At 61.8% G+C, this 23,378-nt stretch carries 14 protein-coding genes; 13 read left to right on the top strand and 1 reads right to left on the bottom strand.

The window, feature by feature from the left end; all coding sequences use genetic code 11:
* The first annotated feature begins 40 nt into the window (after nt 1–40).
* The 11 genes from CAF74_RS06355 (at nt 41) to CAF74_RS06305 (ending at nt 18,929) form a co-directional block, all read left to right on the top strand.
* Nucleotides 41–1,126, top strand: a complete 1,086-nt coding sequence (locus tag CAF74_RS06355) for a polyamine ABC transporter substrate-binding protein (protein ID WP_085745724.1) — start codon at nt 41–43, stop codon at nt 1,124–1,126.
* Nucleotides 1,127–1,513: 387 nt separating this feature from the next.
* Nucleotides 1,514–2,980 carry a serralysin family metalloprotease gene (locus CAF74_RS06350; RefSeq protein WP_085745723.1) on the top strand — a complete coding sequence of 489 codons (1,467 nt, stop codon included), beginning with the start codon at nt 1,514–1,516 and terminating at the stop codon, nt 2,978–2,980.
* A 93-nt stretch (nt 2,981–3,073) separates the two neighbouring features.
* Entirely contained in the window at nt 3,074–3,493 is a 420-nt protein-coding gene (locus tag CAF74_RS06345) for an AprI/Inh family metalloprotease inhibitor (RefSeq protein WP_176240478.1), read from the top strand.
* Nucleotides 3,494–3,651: 158 nt separating this feature from the next.
* Nucleotides 3,652–5,451, top strand: coding sequence for a type I secretion system permease/ATPase (locus tag CAF74_RS06340; RefSeq protein ID WP_085745721.1), 1,800 nt, complete (start codon nt 3,652–3,654; stop codon nt 5,449–5,451).
* Nucleotides 5,448–6,797, top strand: coding sequence for an HlyD family type I secretion periplasmic adaptor subunit (locus tag CAF74_RS06335; protein WP_085603749.1), 1,350 nt, complete (start codon nt 5,448–5,450; stop codon nt 6,795–6,797). Before CAF74_RS06340 ends, CAF74_RS06335 begins: the two co-directional genes overlap by 4 nt.
* A gap of 2 nt (nt 6,798–6,799) precedes the next feature.
* A complete protein-coding gene (locus tag CAF74_RS06330) occupies nt 6,800–8,161 on the top strand; it encodes a TolC family outer membrane protein (protein WP_085745720.1) in 1,362 nt (453 codons plus the stop codon).
* Between the two features lie 251 nt (nt 8,162–8,412).
* A complete protein-coding gene (locus tag CAF74_RS06325) occupies nt 8,413–11,364 on the top strand; it encodes an autotransporter serine protease (RefSeq protein WP_085745719.1) in 2,952 nt (983 codons plus the stop codon).
* Between the two features lie 164 nt (nt 11,365–11,528).
* Complete coding sequence (locus CAF74_RS06320) at nt 11,529–14,615, top strand: autotransporter serine protease (RefSeq protein ID WP_085745718.1); 3,087 nt, start codon at nt 11,529–11,531, stop codon at nt 14,613–14,615.
* 57 nt (nt 14,616–14,672) lie between these two features.
* Nucleotides 14,673–16,361: a polyurethanase gene (locus CAF74_RS06315; protein ID WP_085745717.1), complete on the top strand. Its 1,689-nt coding sequence runs from the start codon at nt 14,673–14,675 to the stop codon at nt 16,359–16,361.
* Between the two features lie 100 nt (nt 16,362–16,461).
* Nucleotides 16,462–18,315, top strand: a complete 1,854-nt coding sequence (locus CAF74_RS06310) for a polyurethanase (protein WP_085745716.1) — start codon at nt 16,462–16,464, stop codon at nt 18,313–18,315.
* 239 nt (nt 18,316–18,554) lie between these two features.
* The gene (locus CAF74_RS06305) at nt 18,555–18,929 is read left to right on the top strand and encodes a hypothetical protein (RefSeq protein WP_085745715.1); all 375 of its coding nucleotides are present in this window, start codon (nt 18,555–18,557) and stop codon (nt 18,927–18,929) included.
* Between the two features lie 59 nt (nt 18,930–18,988).
* Here the strand turns inward: CAF74_RS06305 and CAF74_RS06300 are convergent, their stop codons facing one another.
* A complete protein-coding gene (locus CAF74_RS06300) occupies nt 18,989–19,213 on the bottom strand; it encodes a YgdI/YgdR family lipoprotein (RefSeq protein ID WP_007951417.1) in 225 nt (74 codons plus the stop codon).
* A gap of 196 nt (nt 19,214–19,409) precedes the next feature.
* Here CAF74_RS06300 and CAF74_RS06295 point away from each other — a divergent pair, with 196 nt between their 5' ends.
* The gene (locus CAF74_RS06295; RefSeq protein ID WP_085745714.1) at nt 19,410–21,062 is read left to right on the top strand and encodes a VRR-NUC domain-containing protein; all 1,653 of its coding nucleotides are present in this window, start codon (nt 19,410–19,412) and stop codon (nt 21,060–21,062) included.
* Nucleotides 21,059–23,344, top strand: coding sequence for an ATP-dependent DNA helicase (locus CAF74_RS06290; RefSeq protein WP_085745713.1), 2,286 nt, complete (start codon nt 21,059–21,061; stop codon nt 23,342–23,344). The genes CAF74_RS06295 and CAF74_RS06290 overlap by 4 nt, the downstream gene beginning before the upstream one ends.
* Nucleotides 23,345–23,378 lie beyond the last annotated feature (34 nt).

Below are 23,378 nucleotides of genomic sequence, written 5' to 3'. Positions count from 1 at the left end.
ATTGCCTGCCAACAACAATAGCCAATACAGGAATCGATCCATGATCCGAAAGACCCTCGCACTCGCAGCCTTGATGCTCGCCGTCTCCCTCGCTCAGGCGGCGGATACGGTCAAGGTTTACAACTGGTCCGACTACATAGCACCGGACACCGCCAAGAACTTCGAAAAGGCCAGCGGCATTGGCGTCACCTATGACGTCTACGACAGCAACGAAACTCTCGACGGCAAGTTGATGACCGGTAAATCCGGTTACGACGTGGTGTTTCCGTCCAACCACTTCATGGCGCGGCAAATCGAAGGCGGGGCGCTGAAGAAGCTCGACAAGAGCCAGTTGCCGAACTGGAAGAACCTCAACCCGGTATTGCTCAAGGCCTTGCAGACCAACGATCCGGGTAACGAACACGGCTTTCCGTACCTGTGGGGCAGCACCGGCATCGGCTATAACATCGCCAAGGTCAAAGCCGTGCTGGGTGACAACGCGCCGGTCGACTCCTGGGATCTGATCTTCAAACCCGAATACATGGAAAAACTGCAGAAATGCGGCGTGGCGATCCTCGACAACGGCCCGGAACTGCTGCCGGCGGCGCTCAACTACCTGGGTCTGCCGCATCACAGCAAGAATCCCGAGGACTACAAGAAAGCTGAAGCGCTGCTGATGAAAGTGCGGCCTTATGTCAGCTATTTCCATTCCTCGAAGTACACCAGCGATCTGGCCAATGGCGATATTTGCGTGGCGGTCGGTTTCTCCGGCGACATCCTGCAGGCGGAAAACCGCGCCAAGGAAGCGAAGAACGGCATCGAAATCGGCTACGAGATTCCCAAGGAAGGCGCCGCGATCTGGTTCGACATGGTCGCCATGCCCGCCGACGCACCGGACGAGAAGGCCGGCTACGCGTTCATGAACTACCTGCTGCAGCCCGACGTAATGGCCGGCATCAGCAACTACGTGCACTACGCCAATGGCAACGAACAGGCCGACAGCCTGATCGACCCGGCGATCAAGAACGACACCAAGGTTTATCCGAGCCCGGAAATGATGGGCAAGCTGTTCGCACTGGAAGCGATGCCGCTGAATATCGACCGGATTCGCACGCGGGTGTGGAACAAGATTCGTACTGGCAGCTGAAGAAAACAGGCGAGGGCGGTACAGCCCTCGCCTGAATATGTTCTGTTGGATCAACTTGATATCAAACCACTGGCATTGCACCGATAAAGTGCAGCAAAGTGAGACGTTGCTAACAAAAAACAACTTACCGATATTTAATATTTAAATAAGAAATCGTCAGACAATTAGGCAAATTCACCACACTTACAAACTTCTTTCGGCAGCACGCGCTTTGTTTACGGGAGTTTTCCGGAACAGTTCAATTTGATCTTAAAAAAACGCTAGACGTTAGATTTCAAATTGTGTCAGGTTTCTTACGCCTTCATTGGGCGAGTGATAGGACAATCTCGCCAGAGGTTGTCGCTATCGGACAAAAACTGTTCCATTGCTAAACAAGGAAGTGTGTTTATGTCGAAAGTAAAAGCTAACGCTATTGATACCGCCGAACAGGCTTTCCAGCTGGGCGCGGCGCCGGAACCACTGGCGGCAACCAGCACGGCGTATAACCAGATCAATAGCTTCAGCCATCAGTACGATCGTGGCGGCAACCTCACGGTCAATGGCAAACCCTCTTTTTCCGTCGACCAGGCCGCAACCCAGTTGCTGCGCGACGGCGCTGCCTACCAGGACAAGGATGGCAGCGGCAAGATCGAACTCACCTACACGTTCCTGACTTCGGCATCGTCCAGCACGATGAACAAGCACGGGATCACCGGGTTCAGTCAGTTCAGTGCTCAACAGAAAGCCCAGGCCGTGCTCGCCATGCAATCCTGGGCCGATGTGGCCAACGTCACCTTCACCGAGAAAGCCTCGGGCGGTGACGGCCACATGACCTTCGGTAACTACAGCGGTGGCCAGGATGGCGCTGCAGCGTTCGCTTATCTGCCAGGCACTGGCGCCGGTTACGACGGCACGTCGTGGTACCTGATCAACAGTGGCTACACTCAAAACAAAAATCCGGATCTGAACAACTACGGTCGTCAGACCCTGACCCACGAAATCGGCCACACCCTTGGCCTGGCGCACCCGGGCGACTACAACGCCGGCAACGGCAACCCGACCTACAATGACGCGACCTACGGGCAAGACACCCGCGGCTACAGCGTCATGAGCTACTGGAGCGAAAGCAACACCAGCCAGAACTTCAGCAAGGGCGGCGTGGAAGCTTATTCCTCCGGTCCGCTGATGGATGACATCGCAGCGATCCAGAAGCTCTACGGCGCCAACCTGACCACCCGTACCGGTGACACCACCTACGGCTTCAACTCCAACGCCGGTCGCGATTTCCTCAGCGCCTCGTCGTCGGCCGACAAGCTGGTGTTCTCGGTGTGGGATGCGGGCGGCAAGGACACCTTCGACTTCTCGGGTTTCACCCAGAACCAGAAGATCAACCTCAATGAAGCCTCGTTCTCCGACGTTGGCGGCCTGGTGGGTAATGTGTCCATCGCCAAGGGCGTCACCATCGAGAACGCGATCGGCGGCTCGGGCAACGACCTGCTGATCGGCAACAGCGCGGCCAACGAGCTCAAGGGCGGTGCCGGCAACGACATCATCTGGGGTGGCGGTGGCGCCGACAAGCTGTGGGGCGGCGCAGGTTCGGACACCTTTGTGTTCGCGGCCAGCTCTGATTCCAAGCCGGGTGCGATCGATCAGATCCTCGATTTCGTCAGCGGTCTCGACAAAATCGACCTGACCGGTATCACCAAGGGCGCAGGCCTGCACTTCGTCAGCGCCTTCACCGGCGCGGCGGGTGATGCGGTTCTGACGTCCTCGGGCGGCAACAGCCTGTTGTCGGTGGACTTCTCCGGGCACGGCGTGGCTGATTTCCAGGTCAGCACCGTTGGCCAGGCGGCCACCAGCGATATCGTGGCGTGATGTAACACGGGAAAGCGGTGCGTTATGCGCCGCTTTCTTCGCTTGCTTCGTCTCGCTACGTGCGCAAGGCTACACGCCGGAGTGAAATTTCCTATGATTCGAAACCCTTTTTCCCGCATGGCAGTCACCTGTTTCATGCCGATGCTGATGATTTCTGGAGAAACAACCATGGCAAGCAGCCTCAGACTCGAAGATACATCGGTATTCGCCGGGCACTGGCAGGCGACGCTGACCGCCGCCCATGACGCTCCCGAAGCACAGGCACTGCAAGACAAACCTTCCAACACCTGCCAGATCGACCTTGAGCCGAACCAGACACTGGGCCACGGCGCCGACTGTCTGAGCGCCTGGCTACAGGAAAACGCCATCGGCTGGTTTCCCGATCCGGACGGTCTTTCGATCACTGGCAAGGAAGGCTCCAGAATTCTTTTTTTCGGCCGACAACATGACGGACTTTATTCCAGTACTTTGAAGTCGGGTCTGATCGTGACGCTCAAGCGTGTCGAGCAATAACGCAGCGAATATAAAGAAGTACCCGACAGTTATAAGTATTCGAAAAAGTTGTTATGAAAATGTAAGCGGGTACTTGCAAGTCATCTCTCGCAGGTAAGCGAAATAACAATTGAGCGCTCGTCACTTTTGGGCGGGTTCAATCATTTCAGGAAGAATCAATGAAGATGGCGAAGGCCCCAGCCACTGCTCCCTTATTCAAGGCCTTGGGTGACTATAAAAGCATTCTGATCAGCGTCGGATGTTTTACCGCATTGATAAACGTGCTGATGCTGGTGCCCTCCATATATATGCTCCAGGTCTATGACCGGGTGCTGTCTTCGCAGAACGAAACCACCCTGGCGATGCTGTCGCTGATGGTCGTCGGTTTCTTCGCCTTCATCGGTCTGCTGGAAGTGGTGCGCAGTTTTATCGTGATCCGCATCGGCAGCCAGTTGGAGCGCCGATTCAACCTGCGGGTCTATCAGGCGGCCTTCGAGCGCAACCTGTTCAAGGGCGAGGGTAACGCCGGGCAGTCCCTGGGCGACCTGACCCACATTCGCCAGTTCGTCACCGGGCCTGCGCTGTTCGCATTCTTTGATGCGCCGTGGTTCCCGGTCTACCTGTTCGTGATTTACCTGTTCAACGTCTGGCTCGGCGTGCTGGCCACGGCGGGTGCGCTACTGCTGATCGCGCTGGCGTGCCTGAACGAATACATGACCAAAAAGCCGCTGGGCGAAGCTGCCGGCTACTCGCAGAAATCCAGCCAGTTGGCCACCAGCCACCTGCACAACGCCGAAACCATTCAAGCCATGGGCATGCTCGGTGCCTTGCGCAAGCGTTGGTTCCAGGTGCATTCGCGCTTTCTTGGCCTGCAGAATCAGGCCAGCGACACTGGCGCAGTCATCAGCTCGCTGAGCAAAACCTTGCGTCTGTGCCTGCAATCGCTGGTGCTGGGCCTTGGCGCACTGTTGGTGATCAAGGGTGATATGACCGCCGGGATGATGATCGCCGGCTCGATCCTGATGGGTCGGGTACTGAGCCCGATCGACCAGTTGATCGCCGTGTGGAAGCAGTGGAGCGGGGCGAAGCTGGCTTACCGTCGCCTCGATGCGTTGCTGCAGGCCTTCCCGCCGAGCGATGACGCCATGGCGCTGCCGGCGCCGAAAGGCCAGATCACCTTCGAACAAGTCAGCGCCGGTCCTCCCGGCCAGCGCGCCGCAACTCTGCATATGGTCAATTTCAACCTGGGGGCCGGTGAAGTGTTGGGCGTGCTCGGTGCCTCCGGCTCCGGCAAGTCGACCCTGGCGCGTGTGCTGGTCGGCGTATGGCCGGCGCTTGGCGGCACGGTGCGTCTGGACGGCGCCGACATCCACCGCTGGAACCGCGATCAGCTCGGCCCGTACATCGGCTACCTGCCACAGGACATCGAGCTGTTCAGCGGCAGCATCGCCGAGAACATCGCCCGCTTCAGTGAAGCCGATCCGCAAAAGGTTGTGGCCGCCGCGCAACAGGCCGGCGTGCACGAACTGATCCTGCGCATGCCGCAAGGCTACGACACCCAACTGGGCGAGGATGGCAGCGGTCTGTCCGGCGGCCAGAAACAGCGCGTGGCCCTGGCCCGTGCACTGTACGGCAACCCGAGCCTGGTGGTGCTGGACGAGCCGAATTCCAACCTCGACACCGTCGGCGAAGCCGCGTTGTCCAGCGCGATCGTGCAGCTCAAGGCCCAGGGCACCACCGTAGTGCTGGTGACGCACCGTTCTTCGGTGCTGGCCCAGGCCGACAAGCTGCTGGTGCTCAACGACGGTCGCCTGCAAGCCTTCGGCCCGAGCCACGATGTGCTCAAGGCGCTGTCCGCAAACCAGCCCGGCAATCAGCCCGGCAACCCATCACAACACAATGAAAAACCTGCGCAAGCACCGGCCGGGCTCAGCATGAGCCGACAGTATCAGCCGACGACAAGGAATTCGGGTGTATGAGCAGCGCGAGCATGAACACGCAAAACGAAGCGACGATGGAACACGCGTACATCACCGAACGCCCGGAGCGCGATGCAAAATTCTTCGCCCGCATGGGCTGGATTCTGGCGCTGGTCGGTGCCGGCAGTTTCTTCACCTGGGCGGCATTGGCGCCGCTGGATCAAGGCATTCCGGTGCAAGGCACCGTGGTGGTGTCGGGCAAGCGCAAGGCCGTACAGTCGATGAGCAGCGGTGTGGTCAGCCGGATTCTGGTGCGCGAGGGCGAAATTGTTAAGCAGGGCCAGCCGCTGTTCCGCCTCGACCAGACCCAGGTCGCCGCCGACGTGCAGTCGTTGCAGGCGCAATACCGCATGGCCTGGGCCAGCCTGGCGCGCTGGCAGGCCGAGCGTGACAACCTCAAGCAAGTGACGTTTCCGGCCGAGCTGAGCGATAACGCCGATCCGCGCCTGGCACTGGTGCTGGAAGGCCAGCGGCAATTGTTCAGCAGCCGCCGCGAAGCGTTCTCCCGCGAGCAAGCCGCCCTGCGCGCCAGCATCGAAGGCGCCACCGCGCAACTGGCCGGCATGCGCCGCGCCCGTACTGACCTCAACGCGCAGGCTGACTCGCTGCAACAACAGTTGAGCAACCTGCAACCGTTGGCTGACAACGGGTACATCCCGCGCAACCGCTTGATGGAATACCAGCGCCAGTTGTCGCAGGTCCAGCAACAACTGGCCGAAAACACCGGCGAAAGTGGCCGGGTGGAGCAGGGCATTCTTGAGTCCCGCCTGAAGCTGCAACAGCACGGTGAGGAATACCAGAAGGAAGTCCGCACCCAACTGGCCGACGCGCAACTGAAAAGCGTCACGCTGTCGGAGCAACTGACTTCCGCCGGTTTCGACCTGCAACACAGCGAAATCCTTGCTACCGCCGACGGCGTGGCGGTCAACCTCGGCGTGCACACCGAAGGCGCCGTGGTGCGTCAGGGCGAAACCCTGCTGGAAATCGTCCCGCAAGGCACGCGCCTGGAAGTCGAAGGACACCTGCCGATCAACCTGATCGACAAGGTCGGCACGCACCTGCCGGTCGACATCCTGTTCACCGCGTTCAACCAGAGCAAGACGCCACGAGTGCCCGGCGAAGTCAGCCTGATTTCCGCCGACCAGATGGTCGACGAGAAAACCGGTGTGCCGTACTACGTGTTGCGCAGCAGCGTCAGCGATCAGGCCATGGAAAAACTCAACGGTCTGGTGATCAAGCCCGGCATGCCGGCGGAAATGTTCGTGCGCACTGGCGAACGTTCACTCCTCAACTACCTGTTCAAGCCGCTGCTCGACCGCGCCGGTTCCGCGTTGACCGAAGAATAAGGATGTTCGGCTGTATGAATAAGCTTTCCATGCTGGCGGCAGCGTTCGCGCTGCTCGCGGGCAACAGTGCAATGGCGGCCATGGGGCCGTTCGAGATCTACGAACAGGCGTTGCGCAATGACCCGGTGTTCCTCGGCGCGATCAAGGAACGCGACGCAGGCCTTGAAAACCGCGCCATCGGCCGCGCCGGCCTGTTGCCGAAACTGGGTTACAACTACAACAAGGGCCGCAACTCGTCGAAAGCCACGTCCCTTGACGAACGCGCACGCAATCGCACCGATGACCGCAACTACAGCAGCTACGGCTCGAGCCTGACCCTGCAACAACCGCTGCTCGACTACGAAGCCTACGCGGCGTATCGCAAAGGCGTGGCCCAGTCGCTGTTTGCCGACGAAAACTTTCGCGGCAAGAGCCAGGAACTGCTGGTTCGCGTACTGGACAACTACACCAAGGCTTTGTTTGCCCAGGATCAGATCGACATCGCGCAGGCCAAGAAGAAGGCGTACGAGCAACAGTTCCAGCAGAACGAGCACATGTTCAAGCAGGGCGAGGGCACTCGCACCGACATCCTCGAAGCCGAGTCGCGTTACGAACTGGCGACCGCCGAGGAAATCGAGGCCCGCGACGAGCAGGACGCCGCGCTACGGGAGTTGGGCGCATTGGTAGGCGTGCCGGCGATGGACATCAGTGATCTGGCACCGCTGGATCAGAATTTCCAGACATTCGCCTTGATGCCGGCCAACTACGACACCTGGCACGAACTGGCAGTCAGCAACAACCCGAACCTCGCGTCCCAGCGTCAGGCGGTGGAAGTGGCGCGGTACGAAGTCGAGCGCAACCGCGCCGGGCACCTGCCGAAAGTCAGCGCTTACGCCACGATGCGCCAAAACGAATCGGAAAGCGGCAACACCTACAACCAGCGTTACGAAACCAACACCATCGGTTTCGAAGTCAGCGTGCCGTTGTATGCCGGCGGCGGCGTGTCGGCCTCGACCCGCCAGGCCAGCCGCACCATGGAACAGGCCGAATACGAACTGGACGGCAAGACCCGTGAGACGCTGATCGAATTGCGTCGCCAGTTCAGTGCGTGCCTGTCCGGGGTCAACAAGCTGCGCGCCTATCAAAAGGCCCTGGCCTCGGCCGAAGCGCTGGTCGTGTCGACCAAGCAAAGCATTCTCGGTGGCGAGCGAACCAACCTCGACGCACTGAACGCCGAACAACAACTATTTACCACCCGCCGTGATTTGGCCCAGGCACGCTATGACTACCTCATGGCCTGGACGAAGTTGCATTACTACGCGGGCACCTTGAGCGAACAGGATCTGGCGCGGGTGGATGAGGCGTTTGGGGTGGCTCGACGTTGATGTGCATGGCTTCAGAGCGGCCCTCACCCTAACCCTCTCCCGGAGGGAGAGGGGACTGATCGGGGGATATTTTGGACGTACACCGACCTGATCGGGCGTCACCGAATCCAGCATCGACCCGGTTTTTCAGGTCGATGTATGACGCAAGACACCTCGATCAGCTCCCTCTCCTTGGGGAGAGGGCTGGGGTGAGGGGAATGGGCAACACCGCAGAATCAACCTGCATAAAACAATAAAAGTGAGTGGTGAACATGGACGTACGCATCAAGCCGGTTTCGGTCGGCACCCTGCTGCTTGTGATTTCTTCGACCCAGGCTCAGGCGCAGTACCTGGAATCCGGACAACCCGGCGATCCGGCCAGTTGGCGCAGCGCCGAGTTCCTGCGTGACTGGGGCCTGGACCGGATGCAGGCCGATCAGGCCTACGCCACCGGCATCACTGGCAAGGGCGTGAAAATCGGCGCGCTGGACTCCGGTTTCGACGCCGCCCATCCCGAGTTCGCCCGTGACCGCTATCACCCGGTACTGGCCAGCGGCAGCTATATCGACGGCTCGCTGTTCAATGTCAACGGCACCCTCAACCCGAACAACGACTCCCACGGCACCCACGTGGTCGGCACCATGGGCGCATCCCGCGATGGCACCGGCATGCATGGCGTGGCGTACAACGCGCAGATCTACGTCGGCAACACCAACAAGAACGACAGTTTCCTGTTCGGCCCCAATCCTGATCCGCGCTACTTCAAAGCGGTGTACGACGCTCTGGCCGATGCCGGTGTGCGGGCGATCAACAACAGCTGGGGCAGCCAGCCACCGGATGTCAGCTACCGAACCCTCGCGGACTTGCACGCCGCTTACGCCCAGCACTGGAACAAAGGCACCTGGCTGGATGCGGCAGTGGATGTTTCCCGTCGAGGCGTGATCAACGTGTTCAGCGCTGGCAATAGCGGCTACCCGAATGCCAGCGTGCGCTCGGCGCTGCCGTACTTCCAGCCGGATCTGGAAGGCCACTGGCTGGCGGTTTCCGGGCTCGATCAAAGCAATCAGCAGAAGTACAACCAGTGCGGCATCGCCAAATACTGGTGCATCACCACGCCGGGGGCGAAGATCGACAGCACCATTCCCGACGGCGGTTATGCGATCAAGTCCGGCACGTCGATGGCCGCGCCGCACGCCACCGGCGCACTGGCGCTGGTGATGGAGCGCTATCCGTACATGAATAACCAGCAGGCTCTCGAAGTGCTGCTGACCACCGCTACCCAGCTCGACGGTTCAGTGACCGACGCGCCCACCGAGCGAGTCGGCTGGGGCGTAGCCAACCTGTACCGGGCGATGCGCGGTCCGGGGCAATTGCTCGGAGCGTTCGACGCCAACCTGGCAGCCGGGCAGAGCGATGTCTGGAGCAATGACATCAGCGACAAGGCGCTGATCCAGCGCCAGGGCGAAGACCTCGCCGAACACAGCGCCTGGCAGCAAACCCTGCAAAACAAAGGCTGGCAGAACGGCGTGCCGGCCGGCGCCAGTCAACAGGATCAGACCGATTACGCCGTGGGCATGGCTCGCGATGCAGCGGCTGCCAGTCGGGTGTATCAGGGCAGTCTGATCAAGTCCGGCGACGGGCGACTGGTTCTGACCGGTAACAACAGCTATCGCGGGCCGACCACGGTCAATGGCGGTCTGCTGACGGTGAACGGTTCGCTGACTTCGGCCGTGACCGTCAACGACGGCGGCACCCTCGGTGGCTCCGGGCGGATCGGCGCGTTGACCGCCAATAGCGGCGGCCGCGTGGCTCCGGGCAATTCCATCGGCACGTTGAACGTGGCGGGTGACGTGACCTTCGCGCCTGGTTCGACCTACGCCGTGGAGTTATCTCCCACCAGCAGCGACCGCATCGTTGCCGGCGGCACTGCGTCCATCAACGGCGCCACCGTGAGCCTGTCGCTGGAAAACAGTACGACGCTGCTCAGCACCACCGAGGCCAGAAGCCTGCTCGGCCGGCAGTACGACATTCTGCAAGCGGCGGGTGGCATTCAGGGTCGGTTCGGTGCGGTGCTGCCGGATTACCTGTTCATCGGTGGCAGCCTGGCCTACAGCGACAACGGCATCGGCTTGAATGTCGAGCGCAACGCAACATCGTTCGCCAGCGTCGGCCAGACACCGAATCAACGCTCTGTGGCCACTGCCGTCGAAGGACTGGGCGCGGGCAATTCCGTTTACGAAAGTCTGCTGTTGTCGGCCACCACCAGTGATGCGCAACAAGCGTTCCAGCAGTTGAGCGGTGAAATCTATCCGGCCCTCGGCTCCGTGCTGATCAACGACAGCCGCCAACTGCGCGACGCCATCGGTTTACGCCTGCACGACGCCCAAGCCACGCAAAGCAATGGCTGGATCAAGGCCCTCGGCGCCTGGAGCAGCACCGATTCGCGCCACGACACCGCCGGTTACAGCACCTCAATCGGTGGATTGCTGGCCGGTGTCGACGGAGCGCTGGACGAGCAGACCCGCATCGGTCTGGTCACCGGTTACAGCGACAGCTCGCTGAGCATGGGCTCGGGCACGCATTCCTCAGCCAAAGTCGACAGCTATCACCTCGGCGCCTACGCCGGTCACGACATCGGCGCCTGGCGCCTGAGCACCGGCGCGGCCTACAGCTGGCATCGCGCCGATGTGAAACGCGACTTGCAGTACGGCAACGTCAGCGCCAGGCAAAAAGCCAAGGTCGATGCCGCCACCACTCAGGTATTCGGCGAAGCGGCTTATCGACTGAACCTGCAACCGCTGGCCCTGGAGCCGTTCGCCAATCTGGCCTACGTGCACCTCGACACCGACGGCTTCACCGAGAAGGGCGACGCCGCCGCGCTGAAAAGCGGCGGCGACCAGCGCGACGCGGTGTTGAGCACCCTCGGCGTGCGGGCGATCAAGACCTTCGACCTGCCGTCCGCGCAGAAGCTGCAAGTGAGCGGACACCTGGGCTGGCAGCACAGCCTGACCGACATCGACTCCGAACAGCATTTGCGTTTTGCCAGCGGCAGCGCGCCGTACACGGTCGAAAGCTCGCCACTGGTGCGCGACGCCGCACTGGTCGGCGTGCAGGCCAGCCTGGCACTGACCCGCGACGTGCGGGTGAACCTCGATTACACCGGACAACTGGCCAGCCGCGAGAAGCAGCATGGCGTGGGCCTGAGCCTGAACTGGCATTTCTAGACACACGGATGATCGTTCCCACGCTCTGCGTGGGAATGCCTCTAGGGACGCTCCGCGTCCGGTGACGCGGAGCGTCACGGGCTGCGTTCCCACGCGGGAGCGTGGGAACGATCACGGGGCTGAACACACGGATTTTTCGCAACATCACTAAGGAAGGTCGCTGGATGAAAAACAACAACACCCCCGCGCAATCGGGTGGATGCTTTCGCCTGAAAACTCTCAACGTCGCCTTGCTCTGCGCGCTGGCAACCTGGGGTAGCGCACACGCGGCGCCCTACGTGGAAAGCGGCCGGGCAGGGGATCCGGGCAGTTGGCGCAGTGCCGAGTTCAAGGCCGACTGGGGCCTGGGCGCCATCGGCGCGGATTACGCCTACGCCGCCGGTTACACCGGTAAAGGCGTGAAACTGGGAATTTTCGACCAACCGGTCTACGCCGCGCACCCGGAGTTTTCCGGCAGCAACAAGGTCATCACCCTGGTGACCTCGGGGATCCGCGAATACACCGACCCGTACATCCCGGTCAAAGCGGGGGACGCGTTCCGCTATGACGGTTCGCCCTCGGTCGGTTCCGACGGCAAACTCGGCGCCCACGGCACCCACGTTGGCGGTATCGCTGCCGGCAGCCGTGACGGCGGGCCGATGCACGGCGTGGCGTTCGGCGCGCAGATCATCAGCGCCGACAACGGCGACCCGGGCCCGGAAGACGGCATCGTGCGCGGCAACGACGGCGCGGTGTACAAGGCCGGCTGGGATGCGCTGATCGCCAGCGGCGCGCGGATCATCAACAACAGCTGGGGCATCGGCATCACCGACCGTTTCGACCTCGGCGGCCGTGACCCGGCGTACCCGCACTTCACCGTCAACGACGCGCAACTGCAGTTCAACGAGATCCGCACACTGCTGGGCACCAAACCCGGCGGCGCCTACGACGGTGCAATCGCCGCCGCACGCAGCGGGATCGTGACGATCTTCGCGGCGGGCAACGACTACAACCTGAACAACCCGGACGCCATCGCCGGCCTCGGTTACTTCGTGCCGGACATCGCGCCGAACTGGATCACCGTCGCCGCATTGCAAAGGAACCCGGATCAGGCCAGCGCCAATCCGTACATCATGAGTACGTTCTCTTCGCGCTGCGGCTACACCGCCAGTTTCTGCGTCTCGGCACCGGGCACGCAGATCTACAGCTCGATCATCGAAGGCACCAACGCCGACAACCTGACCACCGGCTACAAGAACTACAACGGCACCTCGATGGCCGCGCCCCACGTGGCCGGCTCCATGGCGGTGCTGATGGAGCGCTTCCCGTACATGTCCGGCGATCAGGTCGCCAGCGTGTTGCGCACCACGGCCACCGACCTCGGCGCACCGGGCATCGACGCCCTGTATGGCTGGGGCATGATCAACCTGCGCAAGGGCATCGACGGCCCGGCGATGTTCGTCACCGAGCAGGACATCCCCGAAGAATTCCGCATCCAGGGCGCCTACGGTTCCGGCCAGTTCGTGGCCGATCTGCCGGGCATCGGCGCAATCATCGATGCGGGCAAACCCACCGAGCGCGTGTGCAACGACATCACCTGCGGGCTCGACACCTGGCGCAACAACATCTCCGGCCATGGTGGTCTGACCAAACAAGGCATCGGCACTCTGGTGCTGACCGGCAACAACACCTACAGCGGCCCGACCCTGGTCAATCAGGGCCGACTGGCAATCAATGGCTCGCTGCAATCGGCGGTGACGGTTAATGACGGCGGCATCCTCGGTGGTAACGGCCGGATCGCCGCGCTGACCGCCAACAGCGGCGGCACCGTGGCGCCGGGCAATTCCATCGGCACCTTGAACGTGGCGGGTGACGTGACCTTCGCACCGGGTTCGACCTATGCGGTGGAAGTGTCGCCGACCAGCAGCGACCGGATCGTCGCCGGTGGCACCGCCATGATTGAGGGCGCCACCGTCAGTCTGTCCCTGGAAAACAGCCCGACGCTGTTGACCACCGAAGACGTGAAATCGCTGCTCGGCAGTCAGTTCAACATCCTGCAGGCAGCAGGCGGGATTCAGGGGCGCTTTGGTCAGGTGCTGCCTAACTATGCGTTCCTCGGCGGCACCCTCGATTACTCATCAGGTGGCGTGCAACTGGAGGTTGGACGTAACGGCGCCTCGTTCGCCAGTGTCGGCCTGACCCCGAACCAGCGCGCGGTCGGTGCTGCCGCCGAACGCCTCGGCGCCGGCAATGCGTTGTTCGAAACCCTGTTGCTGTCGCCGTCGGCGGCCGCTGCGCAGGATGCCTTCCAGCAGCTGTCCGGCGAGATTCACCCGGCCATCGGCACGCTGCTGATCAACGACAGTCGCTACCTGCGCGATGCCGTGGGCGAGCGTCTGCGTGAGCGCGATCTGTTCGATGCCGGTGCGCCGACCGATGACCGCAGCAACGCCTGGCTCAAAGTGCTGGGCGCCTGGGGCAAGAGCGATGGCGGGTCGAAATACGCCGATTCCACCAGTTCCATCGGCGGCCTGCTGGCCGGTGTCGACGGTTTGATCGCTGAAGATACTCGTCTCGGTTTCGTTACTGGTTATAGCGACAGCTCGTTGAGCATGGGCGAGGGTACGCATTCGTCCGCCTCGGTCGATAGCTATCACCTGGGCGCGTACCTGGGGCATCAGATTGATGCGTTGCGTCTGACCGCCGGTGCGGCTTACAGCTGGCATCGCATCGACGTCAAACGCGACCTGCAATTCGCTGGCGTCAGCGGAAAACAGAAAACCAAGCGCGATGCGACCACCGCGCAATTGTTCACCGAAGCGGCCTACGACCTGGGTCTGCAACCGATGAATCTGGAGCCGTTCGCCAATCTGGCCTACGTGCACCTCAACAGCGACAGCTTCACCGAGAAGGGTGATGCCGCCGCACTGAAGGGTGGTGAAGACAACCGCGATGTGGTGTTGTCGACCCTCGGTGTGCGGGCCAAGCGCACGTTTGCCCTGTCGGAGAAACACCAGCTGGAACTGGGCGCAAGCCTGGGCTGGCAGCACAATCTGAGCAGCGTGGATTCCGACAGTCACTTGGCCTTCGTCAATGGCAACAGTGCGTTCACCGTGCAAAGTGTGTCGATGGATCGAGATGCAGCGGTAGTCGGCGTGCGCGCCGGGCTGGCGCTCAATCACGATGCCCGGGTCAACCTGGACTATAACGGGCTGATCGGCTCCAACGAAAAGGACCACGGTGTGGGCCTGACGCTGGACTGGCAGTTCTAAGGGGTAGCGGCAGTTCTTTCGAGAACTGCCGTTTTTGAAAGGAAGAGAGAGCACAACATGGGATTGTTCGATTACAAAAACGCCGACGGCAAAGCGCTGTACAGCGACGCCATCGCCCTGACGCTGTATGCCTACACGCCGACCGGGCAGGCTTTGCCCGGCACCGGCTGGAAACCGATCGGCGCCACGGCGCTGGGCTATCAGGGCAAAGTCGGGGCGCAGGGCACGTTCTTCGGCGAGAAGGACGGCTTCACCAGCGCCGAAGCCGAAGTGCTCGGCAAATACGACGCCGCAGGCAAGCTGATCGGCATCGGCGTGGCCTTCCGGGGCACCGGCGGGCTGGGTTACAGCGACACCTTCGGCGACATGAAAAACAACCTGCTGGCCGCCATCGGCCCGACGGACTACGCCACTCAGTACGCGAAAAACGCCTTCGACAACCTGCTCAAATCGGTGGCCGCGTTCGCTGTCGCCCACGCCATTGCGGCCAAGGACGTACTTGTCAGCGGCCACAGCCTCGGCGGTCTCGGGGTCAACAGCGTGGCGGAGTTGAGCGCGAGCAATTGGGGCGGATTCTTCAAGGACGCCAACTACATTTCGTTCGCCTCGCCGACCCAGAGCAGCACCGGCACCAACGTGCTGAACATCGGTTACGAGAACGACCCGGTGTTCCGCGTGCTCGACGGCACCACGTTCAGTACCGCGTCGATGGGCAAGCACGACAAGCCGCACGATTCGACCACCGACAACATCGTCAACTTCAACGACAACTACGCATCCACCGCGCAGAACCTGGTGCCGTTCAGCATCGCCAATCCGCTGAACTGGTCGGCCCACAGCTCGCTGGGGTATGCCGACGGCCTGAATCGGGTGATCGCGTCGAAGTTCTACGGCCTGACCCACAAGGACTCGACGATCATCGTCTCCAACCTTGAGCAAGCGTCGCGGGGCAAGACCTGGGTCGAGGATCTGGGCCGCAGCGGCGAGCCGCACACCGGCAGCACGTTCATCATCGGCACCGACAGCGGTGACTGGCTCAAGGGCGGGGCGGGCAACGACTTCCTCGAAGGCCTGGGCGGCGATGACCGTTTCCGTGACGACGGCGGCTTCAACATCCTGCTTGGTGGCCAGGGCCACAACACTTTCGAACTGCAAAAACCGTTGCAGAACTTCAGCTTCGCCAACGACGGCGACGGCACCCTGTACGTGCGTGACGCCTACGGCGGCATCAGCATGACCCGTGACATCGGCGCGCTGGTAAGCAAAGAGTCGGGTTCGTGGTGGGGCAGCAAGGAAATCACCTGGACCGTCACCGCCAAAGGCCTGGCCAACGGTGCCGAACTGACCCAGTACAACCATTCGCTCAGCGGCGGCGCCATGGGCGACACCCTCAAGGCCACCGCCGACGGCGACTGGCTGTTCGGCCTGGGCGGCAACGATCACCTGCAAAGCGACAAGGCCCACGTGACCTTCGTCGGCGGCGCCGGCAACGACGTGATGAGCGCGGTGGGTGGCAACAACACCTTCCTGTTCAGCGGCGCCTTCGGCTTCGACGCGATCAATGGCTACCAAGGCAGCGACAAACTGGTGTTCATGGGCGTCGAAGGCGCGGGGCAGGGCTACGACTACAAGCAACACGCGTCGCAGTCCGGAAGCGATACCGTGCTGAAGATTGGCGACTTTGCCGTGACGCTGGTCGGGGTCGGTGTGGCTAACCTGTCGGATTCGAGTTTCGTCTTCGCCTGACAAACGAACGTTGTACTGAAATGCTCCGGGGCGCCTCGGGAGGGGCGTTCTGGTTGTGAGCTATCTCTGAACAATTCCAACAAAAAGAGAGGCAACAGCAATGGGTGTGTATGACTACAAGAACTTCGGTACGGCGGAATCCAAGGCGCTGTTCAGCGACGCCATGGCTATTACGCTGTATTCCTACCACAACCTCGATAACGGCTTTGCCGTCGGTTATCAGCACAACGGCTTCGGCCTCGGCTTGCCGGCCACGCTGGTGACCGCGCTGATCGGCGGCACGGATTCCCAAGGCGTGATCCCCGGCATTCCGTGGAACCCCGATTCGGAAAAAGCCGCACTCGACGCGGTGAAAAAAGCCGGCTGGACCCCGATCACCGCCTCGCAACTGGGTTACGAAGGCAAGACCGATGCGCGCGGCACCTTCTTCGGCGAAAAAGCCGGCTACACCAGCGCTCAGGTGGAAATCCTCGGCAAATACGACGCTCAGGGCCATCTGACGGAAATCGGCATCGCCTTTCGCGGCACCAGCGGCCCACGGGAAATCCTCATCGGCGATTCCATCGGTGACGTGATCAACGACTTGCTCGCTGCATTCGGGCCCAAGGATTACGCCAAGAACTATGTCGGCGAAGCCTTCGGCAACCTGATGAACGATGTGGTGGCGTTCGCCAAGGCCAACGGCCTGACCGGCAAGGACGTGCTGGTCAGCGGCCACAGCCTCGGCGGGCTGGCGGTCAACAGCATGGCGGACCTGAGCACCAGCAAATGGGGCGGGTTCTTCCAGGACTCCAACTACATCGCCTACGCCTCGCCGACCCAGAGCAGCAACGACAAGGTGCTCAACGTCGGCTACGAAAACGATCCGGTGTTCCGCGCGCTCGACGGCTCGACCTTCACCGGCGCCTCGCTCGGCGTGCACGACGCGCCCAAGGAGTCGGCGACCGACAACATCGTCAGCTTCAACGACCACTACGCTTCGGCGGCGTGGAACGTGCTGCCGTTCTCGATCGTCAACATTCCGACCTGGATCTCGCACCTGCCGACCGCTTATGGCGATGGCATGAACCGGGTGATCGAATCGAAGTTCTACGACCTGACCAGCAAGGACTCGACGATCATCGTCGCCAACCTGTCGGATCCGGCGCGGGCCAACACCTGGGTGCAGGACCTGAACCGCAACGCCGAAACCCACAAGGGCAGCACCTTCATCATCGGCAGCGACGCCAACGACCTGATCCAGGGCGGCAGCGGCAACGATTATCTGGAAGGCCGCGCCGGCAACGACACGTTCCGCGACGGCGGGGGCTACAACATCCTGCTGGGTGGCTCGGGCAACAACACCCTGGAGTTGCAGAAGTCGGTCAATACCTTCGACTTCGCCAACGACGGCGCCGGCAACCTGTACATCCGCGATGCCAACGGCGGGATCAGCATCACCCGCGACATCGGCAGCATCGTCACCAAGGAGCCAGGTTTCCTCTGGGGCCTGTTCAAGGACGACGTCACCCACACCGTCACGGCGACCGGACTGAAGGTCGGCAACAACGTCACCCAGTACGAGTCGAGCGTGAAGGGCACCGGCGCCGCCGACACCCTCAAGGCCAAGGCCAGCGGTGACTGGCTGCTCGGCCTGGACGGCAACGACCATCTGATCGGCGGGACGGGCAACGACGTATTCGTCGGCGGCGCCGGCAATGATCTGATGGAGTCGGGTGGCGGGGCGGATACCTTCCTGTTCAGCGGCGCGTTCGGCCAGGACCGCGTGGTGGGTTACACCGCCAACGACAAACTGCTGTTCCTCGGCGTGCAGGGCGTGTTGCCGGGCGACGACTTCCGCGCCCATGCCACGGCGGTGGGGCAGGATACGGTGCTGAAGTTCGGCGCGGATTCGGTCACGCTGGTCGGGGTTGCGTTGAACAGTCTGAGTGGCGACGGGATCGTGATTGCCTGACGTTAGTGGCGCCCGCAAGGGCGCCTTCGCGAGCACGTCGAACATCGCTCCCACTCTTGACCGAGTACCGGCCTTTTGTGGGAGCGAGCCTGCTCGCGATTGAACGATAACGCGGTATTGAAAGTGACTCACCAGCCACTCCCTGACTCCAATCCCTGCACCAACAGGAAATGCGGCCTAAAGCCATGACGGCAACGTTCGTCATGTAAGGGTCGCCAACGAGTACAGGAGATTCACACGTGAAAGGTTTCAAGAGGTTTATCGGTATCGCGGGACTGGCGCTGCTGTCGGCCAATGCCTGGGCCGATCTGCCTCACAGCTCGATTCTGAGCCGCTATGGCGTCACCACCGATCAACTGCCTAAACCGGCCGACAGTGATGACGTCAAACCCGTCGAAGAGAAAAGCCGCTTTCATATCCAGCCCGAACAACCGTTCGTGACCGTTCGCATCGGCGAAGACCATGAGCCGGAAATGACCGGCAACCTGAGCATCGACCGCATGGCGCAGCAGGAACGTCAGCGCTGCCAGCGCTTGCAGGAAGAAATGGTCCGGCGCGGCGAGCGCGCGTTGAACTGCGACGGTTCCCTCCCGGGCATGGCATTACCCCGCTGATCAATGCAAAAAAGGCTGCGCTCCACCAGGAACGCAGCCTTTTTTTGATGGGGGAACCGTCAGTCTTCCTTGCGCACCGTGGCCACTTCGTCGGCACGCACGCGGATCTTGGCGCCGGAAATATCCTTGAACTCGTAGAAACCGTCCTCGTTTTTGGTATCGGGCATGTCCTCGGTCAGGTACTGGGTGCCGTTCTGCAGGGTGACCACCGTCGGGGTCGAGCAACCGGCCAGCGTCAGCAGGGCCGCAACAGCCAACGGGATCCCGAGAGTCTTGATTTTCATAAGCAGCATTCCTGTTCATTTCGACCATTGTCGGCCTCTAACGCGGTTGGTGCCATTACGCCGGAGAAAGTTCGATGGCCACCTGAAAAAATTCCGCAATGAAGGTGCCACTGATCTTTTTCCGTTTGCGCCCGCCGGGGCAGGCTGGTATCTGTACGCATAACCAGTACTCGCTTGCCATGGCCCCGAAATCACCGTGACTGCCAATCCCCTCGAAGATCCGTTCTATTACCTCAACAACTTCCGCCAGGTGCTTGATTGGCTTGAGCTTCGTTACGCCGATGTCATGAGCGAAGCGGAGCACGGCTTCATCCGCGACTTCAAGGCACTGCCGCGCGGATCCCAGGGGTTGCTGGTGCGGATGGTGATGCGCAAGGGCGTGCATTTTCGCGCCGGCAAGCTGAATTATCCGGAAATCGGCGACATCGCCGAGGCGGCGCAACCACTGCTGGAGCAGGGCTGGCTCGATGAACAGGCGCCGCTGTCGATGGCGGATCTGTTCGAGGTGCTGCTCAAGGCCGAGATCCTGCAAGCCTTTGGCCCGGCCATCGATCAGCCCCGGGGCAAGAAAGTCGACTGGCTGCCGCTGCTGCACGAACAATTCCCCGAGCCCCGCATTTTCCGACAATGGTGCCCAACGCTGGCGGATCGGCTGTTCAGCCTGACGCTGATGGACCTGTGCGACCGTTTTCGCCTGATGTTCTTCGGCAACCTCTATCAGGACTGGTCGGAGTTCGTGCTCGCCGACCTCGGCATCTTCACCTACGAAAAAGTTGAGTTCAGCGCCGATTCCCGGGGTTTGCGCAGCCGTGCCGACGTCGATGCCTGCCTGTTTCTGCACGACTGCCAGCTGTATTTCGAAGCCGGCGAGCCGTTGGAGCCGATCGTCGAACAGGTCGCGGCGCTGCATTTCGACAACCCGTGGCTGCAACGCCGGCGCGGCAAGCTGTTGTTCCAGATCGGCCAATACTGCGAGCGCCTCGGCGAATTCGCCCTGGCCCTTAAGATCTATCGCGACTGCGCCTATCCCGGCGCACGATTGCGGATGATCCGCGTGCTGGAGCGCAGCGCCGAGTATGCGTTGGCTCTGGAACTGGCGGTCATTGCCGAGCAGGCGCCGGAAACCGCCACCGAACAGCAGGGCTTGCAACGGATATTGCCGCGCCTGCGGCGCAAGCTCGGCGGACCGCCGATCAAACGCACGGCACCCGGCCTGGTGGAGCGGCTGGATCTGCACCTGCCGCGTCTCGATCCGGCGTTGTCGGTGGAGTATCACGTTCAGGCGCACCTGCATGAAGAAACGGGCCCGGTGCATTACGTGGAAAACAGCCTGATCAATTCATTGTTCGGCCTGCTGTGCTGGCCGGCGATCTTCGCGCCGCTGCCGGGCGCGTTCTTTCACCCGTTCCAGCGCGGGCCGGTGGATCTGCTCAACGAGGACTTCCAGTTCCGTCGCGCCGAGCTGTTTCAGGCCTGTCTGGCCGAACTCGACGATGGCCGCTATGCCGACACCATCCGCGCGCGGTTCGCCGCCAAATGGGGCGTGCAGTCGCCGTTCGTGTTCTGGGGTGCGCTCAATGAAGATTTGTTGGAACAGGCGCTGGCCTGTCTGCCGGCCGAACACCTCAAGCACTGGTTCAGCCGTCTGCTGCTGGACATCAAGGCCAATCGTGCCGGCATGCCCGACCTGATCCAGTTCTGGCCGCAGCACAAGACCTACCGGATGATCGAAGTCAAAGGCCCGGGCGATCGCTTGCAGGACAACCAATTGCGCTGGCTGGAGTTCTGCAACACGCACCGGATGCCGGTCGCCGTGTGTTACGTGCAATGGGCGGAGCAGGGCGCTTGAGCTACAGCATCGCGGTGCGGGCGTTATGCGAATTCACCGCGAAAACCGGTGACCTCGACCTGCGCTTCACCCCGTCACCGACCGCGCTGGAGGGGATTGCCGGGCATCGCACCGTGGCGTCCCGGCGCAACGACGCCTACCAGAGCGAAGTGGCGCTGGAGGGCGCATTCGGGCCATTGAAGGTCAAGGGCCGGGCGGACGGCTACGACCCGACGCAGAACTGCCTGGAAGAAGTCAAAACCTACCGCGGCGATTTGAGCAAGCAACCGGCCAATCACCGTTCGCTGCATTGGGCCCAGGCGAAAATCTACGGCTGGTTGATGTGCTGTCGATTGCAACTTGAGCAGATCAATCTGGCGCTGGTGTACTTCGACATCGTCACGGAAAAGGAAACCTGTCTGGTCGAAGCGTTCAGCGCCGATGCGCTGCGGCAGTTCTTCGAACAACAATGCGGTCTGTTCCTGGCGTGGGCCGAACAGGAAATGGCCCACCGCGACGCGCGCAACCGGGCGGCGCAGCAGCTGGGTTTCCCCCATGCCGCATTTCGCCCCGGCCAGCGTCACCTCGCCGAATCGGTGTTCAAGGCCGTCAGCACCGGCCGCTGCCTGATGGCCCAGGCCCCGACCGGGATCGGCAAGACCCTCGGCACCCTGTTTCCGATGCTCAAGGCGTTGGCGCCGCAGCAACTGGACAAGGTCTACTTCCTCACCGCCAAGACACCCGGACGCAAACTGGCGCTGGACGCGGCGCAAGTGCTGTTCGATCACAGCGAAACCTTGCCGCTGCGGGTGTTGGAAATGGTCGCCCGGGACAAGGCCTGCGAACACCCGGACAAGGCTTGCCACGGCGAATCCTGCCCGTTGGCCCAGGGCTTTTACGACCGCTTGCCCGCTGCCCGCGAAGCCGCCAGCCAACTACGTCTGCTGGATCAGGCCGCGCTGCGAGACGTCGCGGCGCAGCACGCAGTGTGTCCGTACTACCTGAGCCAGGAAATGGCCCGCTGGGCCGACGTGGTGGTGGCGGACTACAACTATTACTTCGATTTCAGCGCGCTGCTGTTCGGTCTGGCTCAGTTCAATCAATGGAACGTTGCAGTGCTGGTGGACGAGTCGCATAACCTGGTCGAGCGCGGACGGCAGATGTACAGCGCCACTCTCGATCAGGCGACGCTGGGCAGCGTGCGCAAAATCGCCCCCGAGGCCTTGAAAAAATCGTTGCAGCGGGTCAACCGCGAATGGAACGCCCTGCACAATGACCAGTTGGCACCGTATCAGGCCTACGACAGGGCGCCGGAAAAACTGTTGCAGGCGCTCTCATCCTGCACGGCGAGCATCGGCGACTACCTCAACGATCACCCGCAAGGGCTCGACAGCGCCTTGCAGAATTTCTATTTCGAAATGCTGCAATTCGGCCGGGTAGCAGAATTGTTCGACGCGCATTACCTGTTCGACATCAGCAAGCGCGACCTCGAGCGCAAACGCCCGCTATCGCAACTGTGTCTGCGCAACGTGGTGCCGGCGGCGTTCATCGGCCCGCGCCTGACGGCGGCGCGCAGCAGCGTGCTGTTTTCCGCAACCCTCAGCCCGCGCCACTATTACGCGGATTTGCTTGGCACCCCTGCCGACACGGTCTGGATCGATGTCGAGTCGCCATTTAGCGCCGAGCAGTTGCAGGTGCAGATCGTCAGCCGGATTTCCACGCGTTTCACGCACCGGCAAGCGTCGCTGGAACCGATTGTCGAGCTGATCGCCCGCCAGTTCAGCGAACGCCCGGGCAACTATCTGGCGTTCTTCAGCAGTTTCGATTACCTGCAACAGGTCGCGCAGCTGCTGGCCGAGCGGCACCCGCACATCACCCGCTGGCAGCAATCCCGGGGCATGACCGAAGGCGCGCGGCAGGACTTTCTCGATCAATTCACCGCCCACAGCCAGGGCGTCGGTTTTGCCGTGCTCGGCGGCGCGTTCGGTGAAGGTATCGATCTGCCCGGCGCACGGCTGATCGGTGCATTCATCGCCACCCTCGGGCTGGCCCAGCTCAACCCGGTCAATGAACAGATGAAGCGGCGCATGGCCGCGATCTTCGGCGCCGGTTACGACTACACCTACCTGTTCCCCGGCGTGCAGAAAGTGGTGCAGGCCGCCGGACGGGTGATCCGCACCCAGCAGGATCGCGGCGTGGTGATGCTGATCGATGACCGCTTTGCCGAAAGCCGGATCCGCCAATTGCTGCCGCGCTGGTGGTCGCTGGAGGGGAGTGAATGCGCAGGAAACCTGTCGGGTTGACGTACGTTTCGGGGAATTTGAACAGGGTGATTTC

This window comes from Pseudomonas sp. R45(2017) (genome assembly GCF_002112305.1).
Taxonomy (GTDB): Bacteria; Pseudomonadota; Gammaproteobacteria; order Pseudomonadales; family Pseudomonadaceae; genus Aquipseudomonas; species Aquipseudomonas paraglycinae.
This window is presented reverse-complemented; position numbering and strand designations above follow the sequence as displayed.

What these genes read in the sequence shown, in the direction of transcription:
- CAF74_RS06355 (WP_085745724.1), top strand. Translation starts at nt 41, where the DNA reads ATGATCCGAAAGACCCTCGCACTCGCAGCCTTGATGCTCGCCGTCTCC.
- CAF74_RS06350 (WP_085745723.1), top strand. Translation starts at nt 1,514, where the DNA reads ATGTCGAAAGTAAAAGCTAACGCTATTGATACCGCCGAACAGGCTTTC.
- CAF74_RS06345 (WP_176240478.1), top strand. Translation starts at nt 3,074, where the DNA reads ATGATTCGAAACCCTTTTTCCCGCATGGCAGTCACCTGTTTCATGCCG.
- CAF74_RS06340 (WP_085745721.1), top strand. Translation starts at nt 3,652, where the DNA reads ATGAAGATGGCGAAGGCCCCAGCCACTGCTCCCTTATTCAAGGCCTTG.
- CAF74_RS06335 (WP_085603749.1), top strand. Translation starts at nt 5,448, where the DNA reads ATGAGCAGCGCGAGCATGAACACGCAAAACGAAGCGACGATGGAACAC.
- CAF74_RS06330 (WP_085745720.1), top strand. Translation starts at nt 6,800, where the DNA reads ATGTTCGGCTGTATGAATAAGCTTTCCATGCTGGCGGCAGCGTTCGCG.
- CAF74_RS06325 (WP_085745719.1), top strand. Translation starts at nt 8,413, where the DNA reads ATGGACGTACGCATCAAGCCGGTTTCGGTCGGCACCCTGCTGCTTGTG.
- CAF74_RS06320 (WP_085745718.1), top strand. Translation starts at nt 11,529, where the DNA reads ATGAAAAACAACAACACCCCCGCGCAATCGGGTGGATGCTTTCGCCTG.
- CAF74_RS06315 (WP_085745717.1), top strand. Translation starts at nt 14,673, where the DNA reads ATGGGATTGTTCGATTACAAAAACGCCGACGGCAAAGCGCTGTACAGC.
- CAF74_RS06310 (WP_085745716.1), top strand. Translation starts at nt 16,462, where the DNA reads ATGGGTGTGTATGACTACAAGAACTTCGGTACGGCGGAATCCAAGGCG.
- CAF74_RS06300 (WP_007951417.1), bottom strand. Translation starts at nt 19,213, where the DNA reads ATGAAAATCAAGACTCTCGGGATCCCGTTGGCTGTTGCGGCCCTGCTG.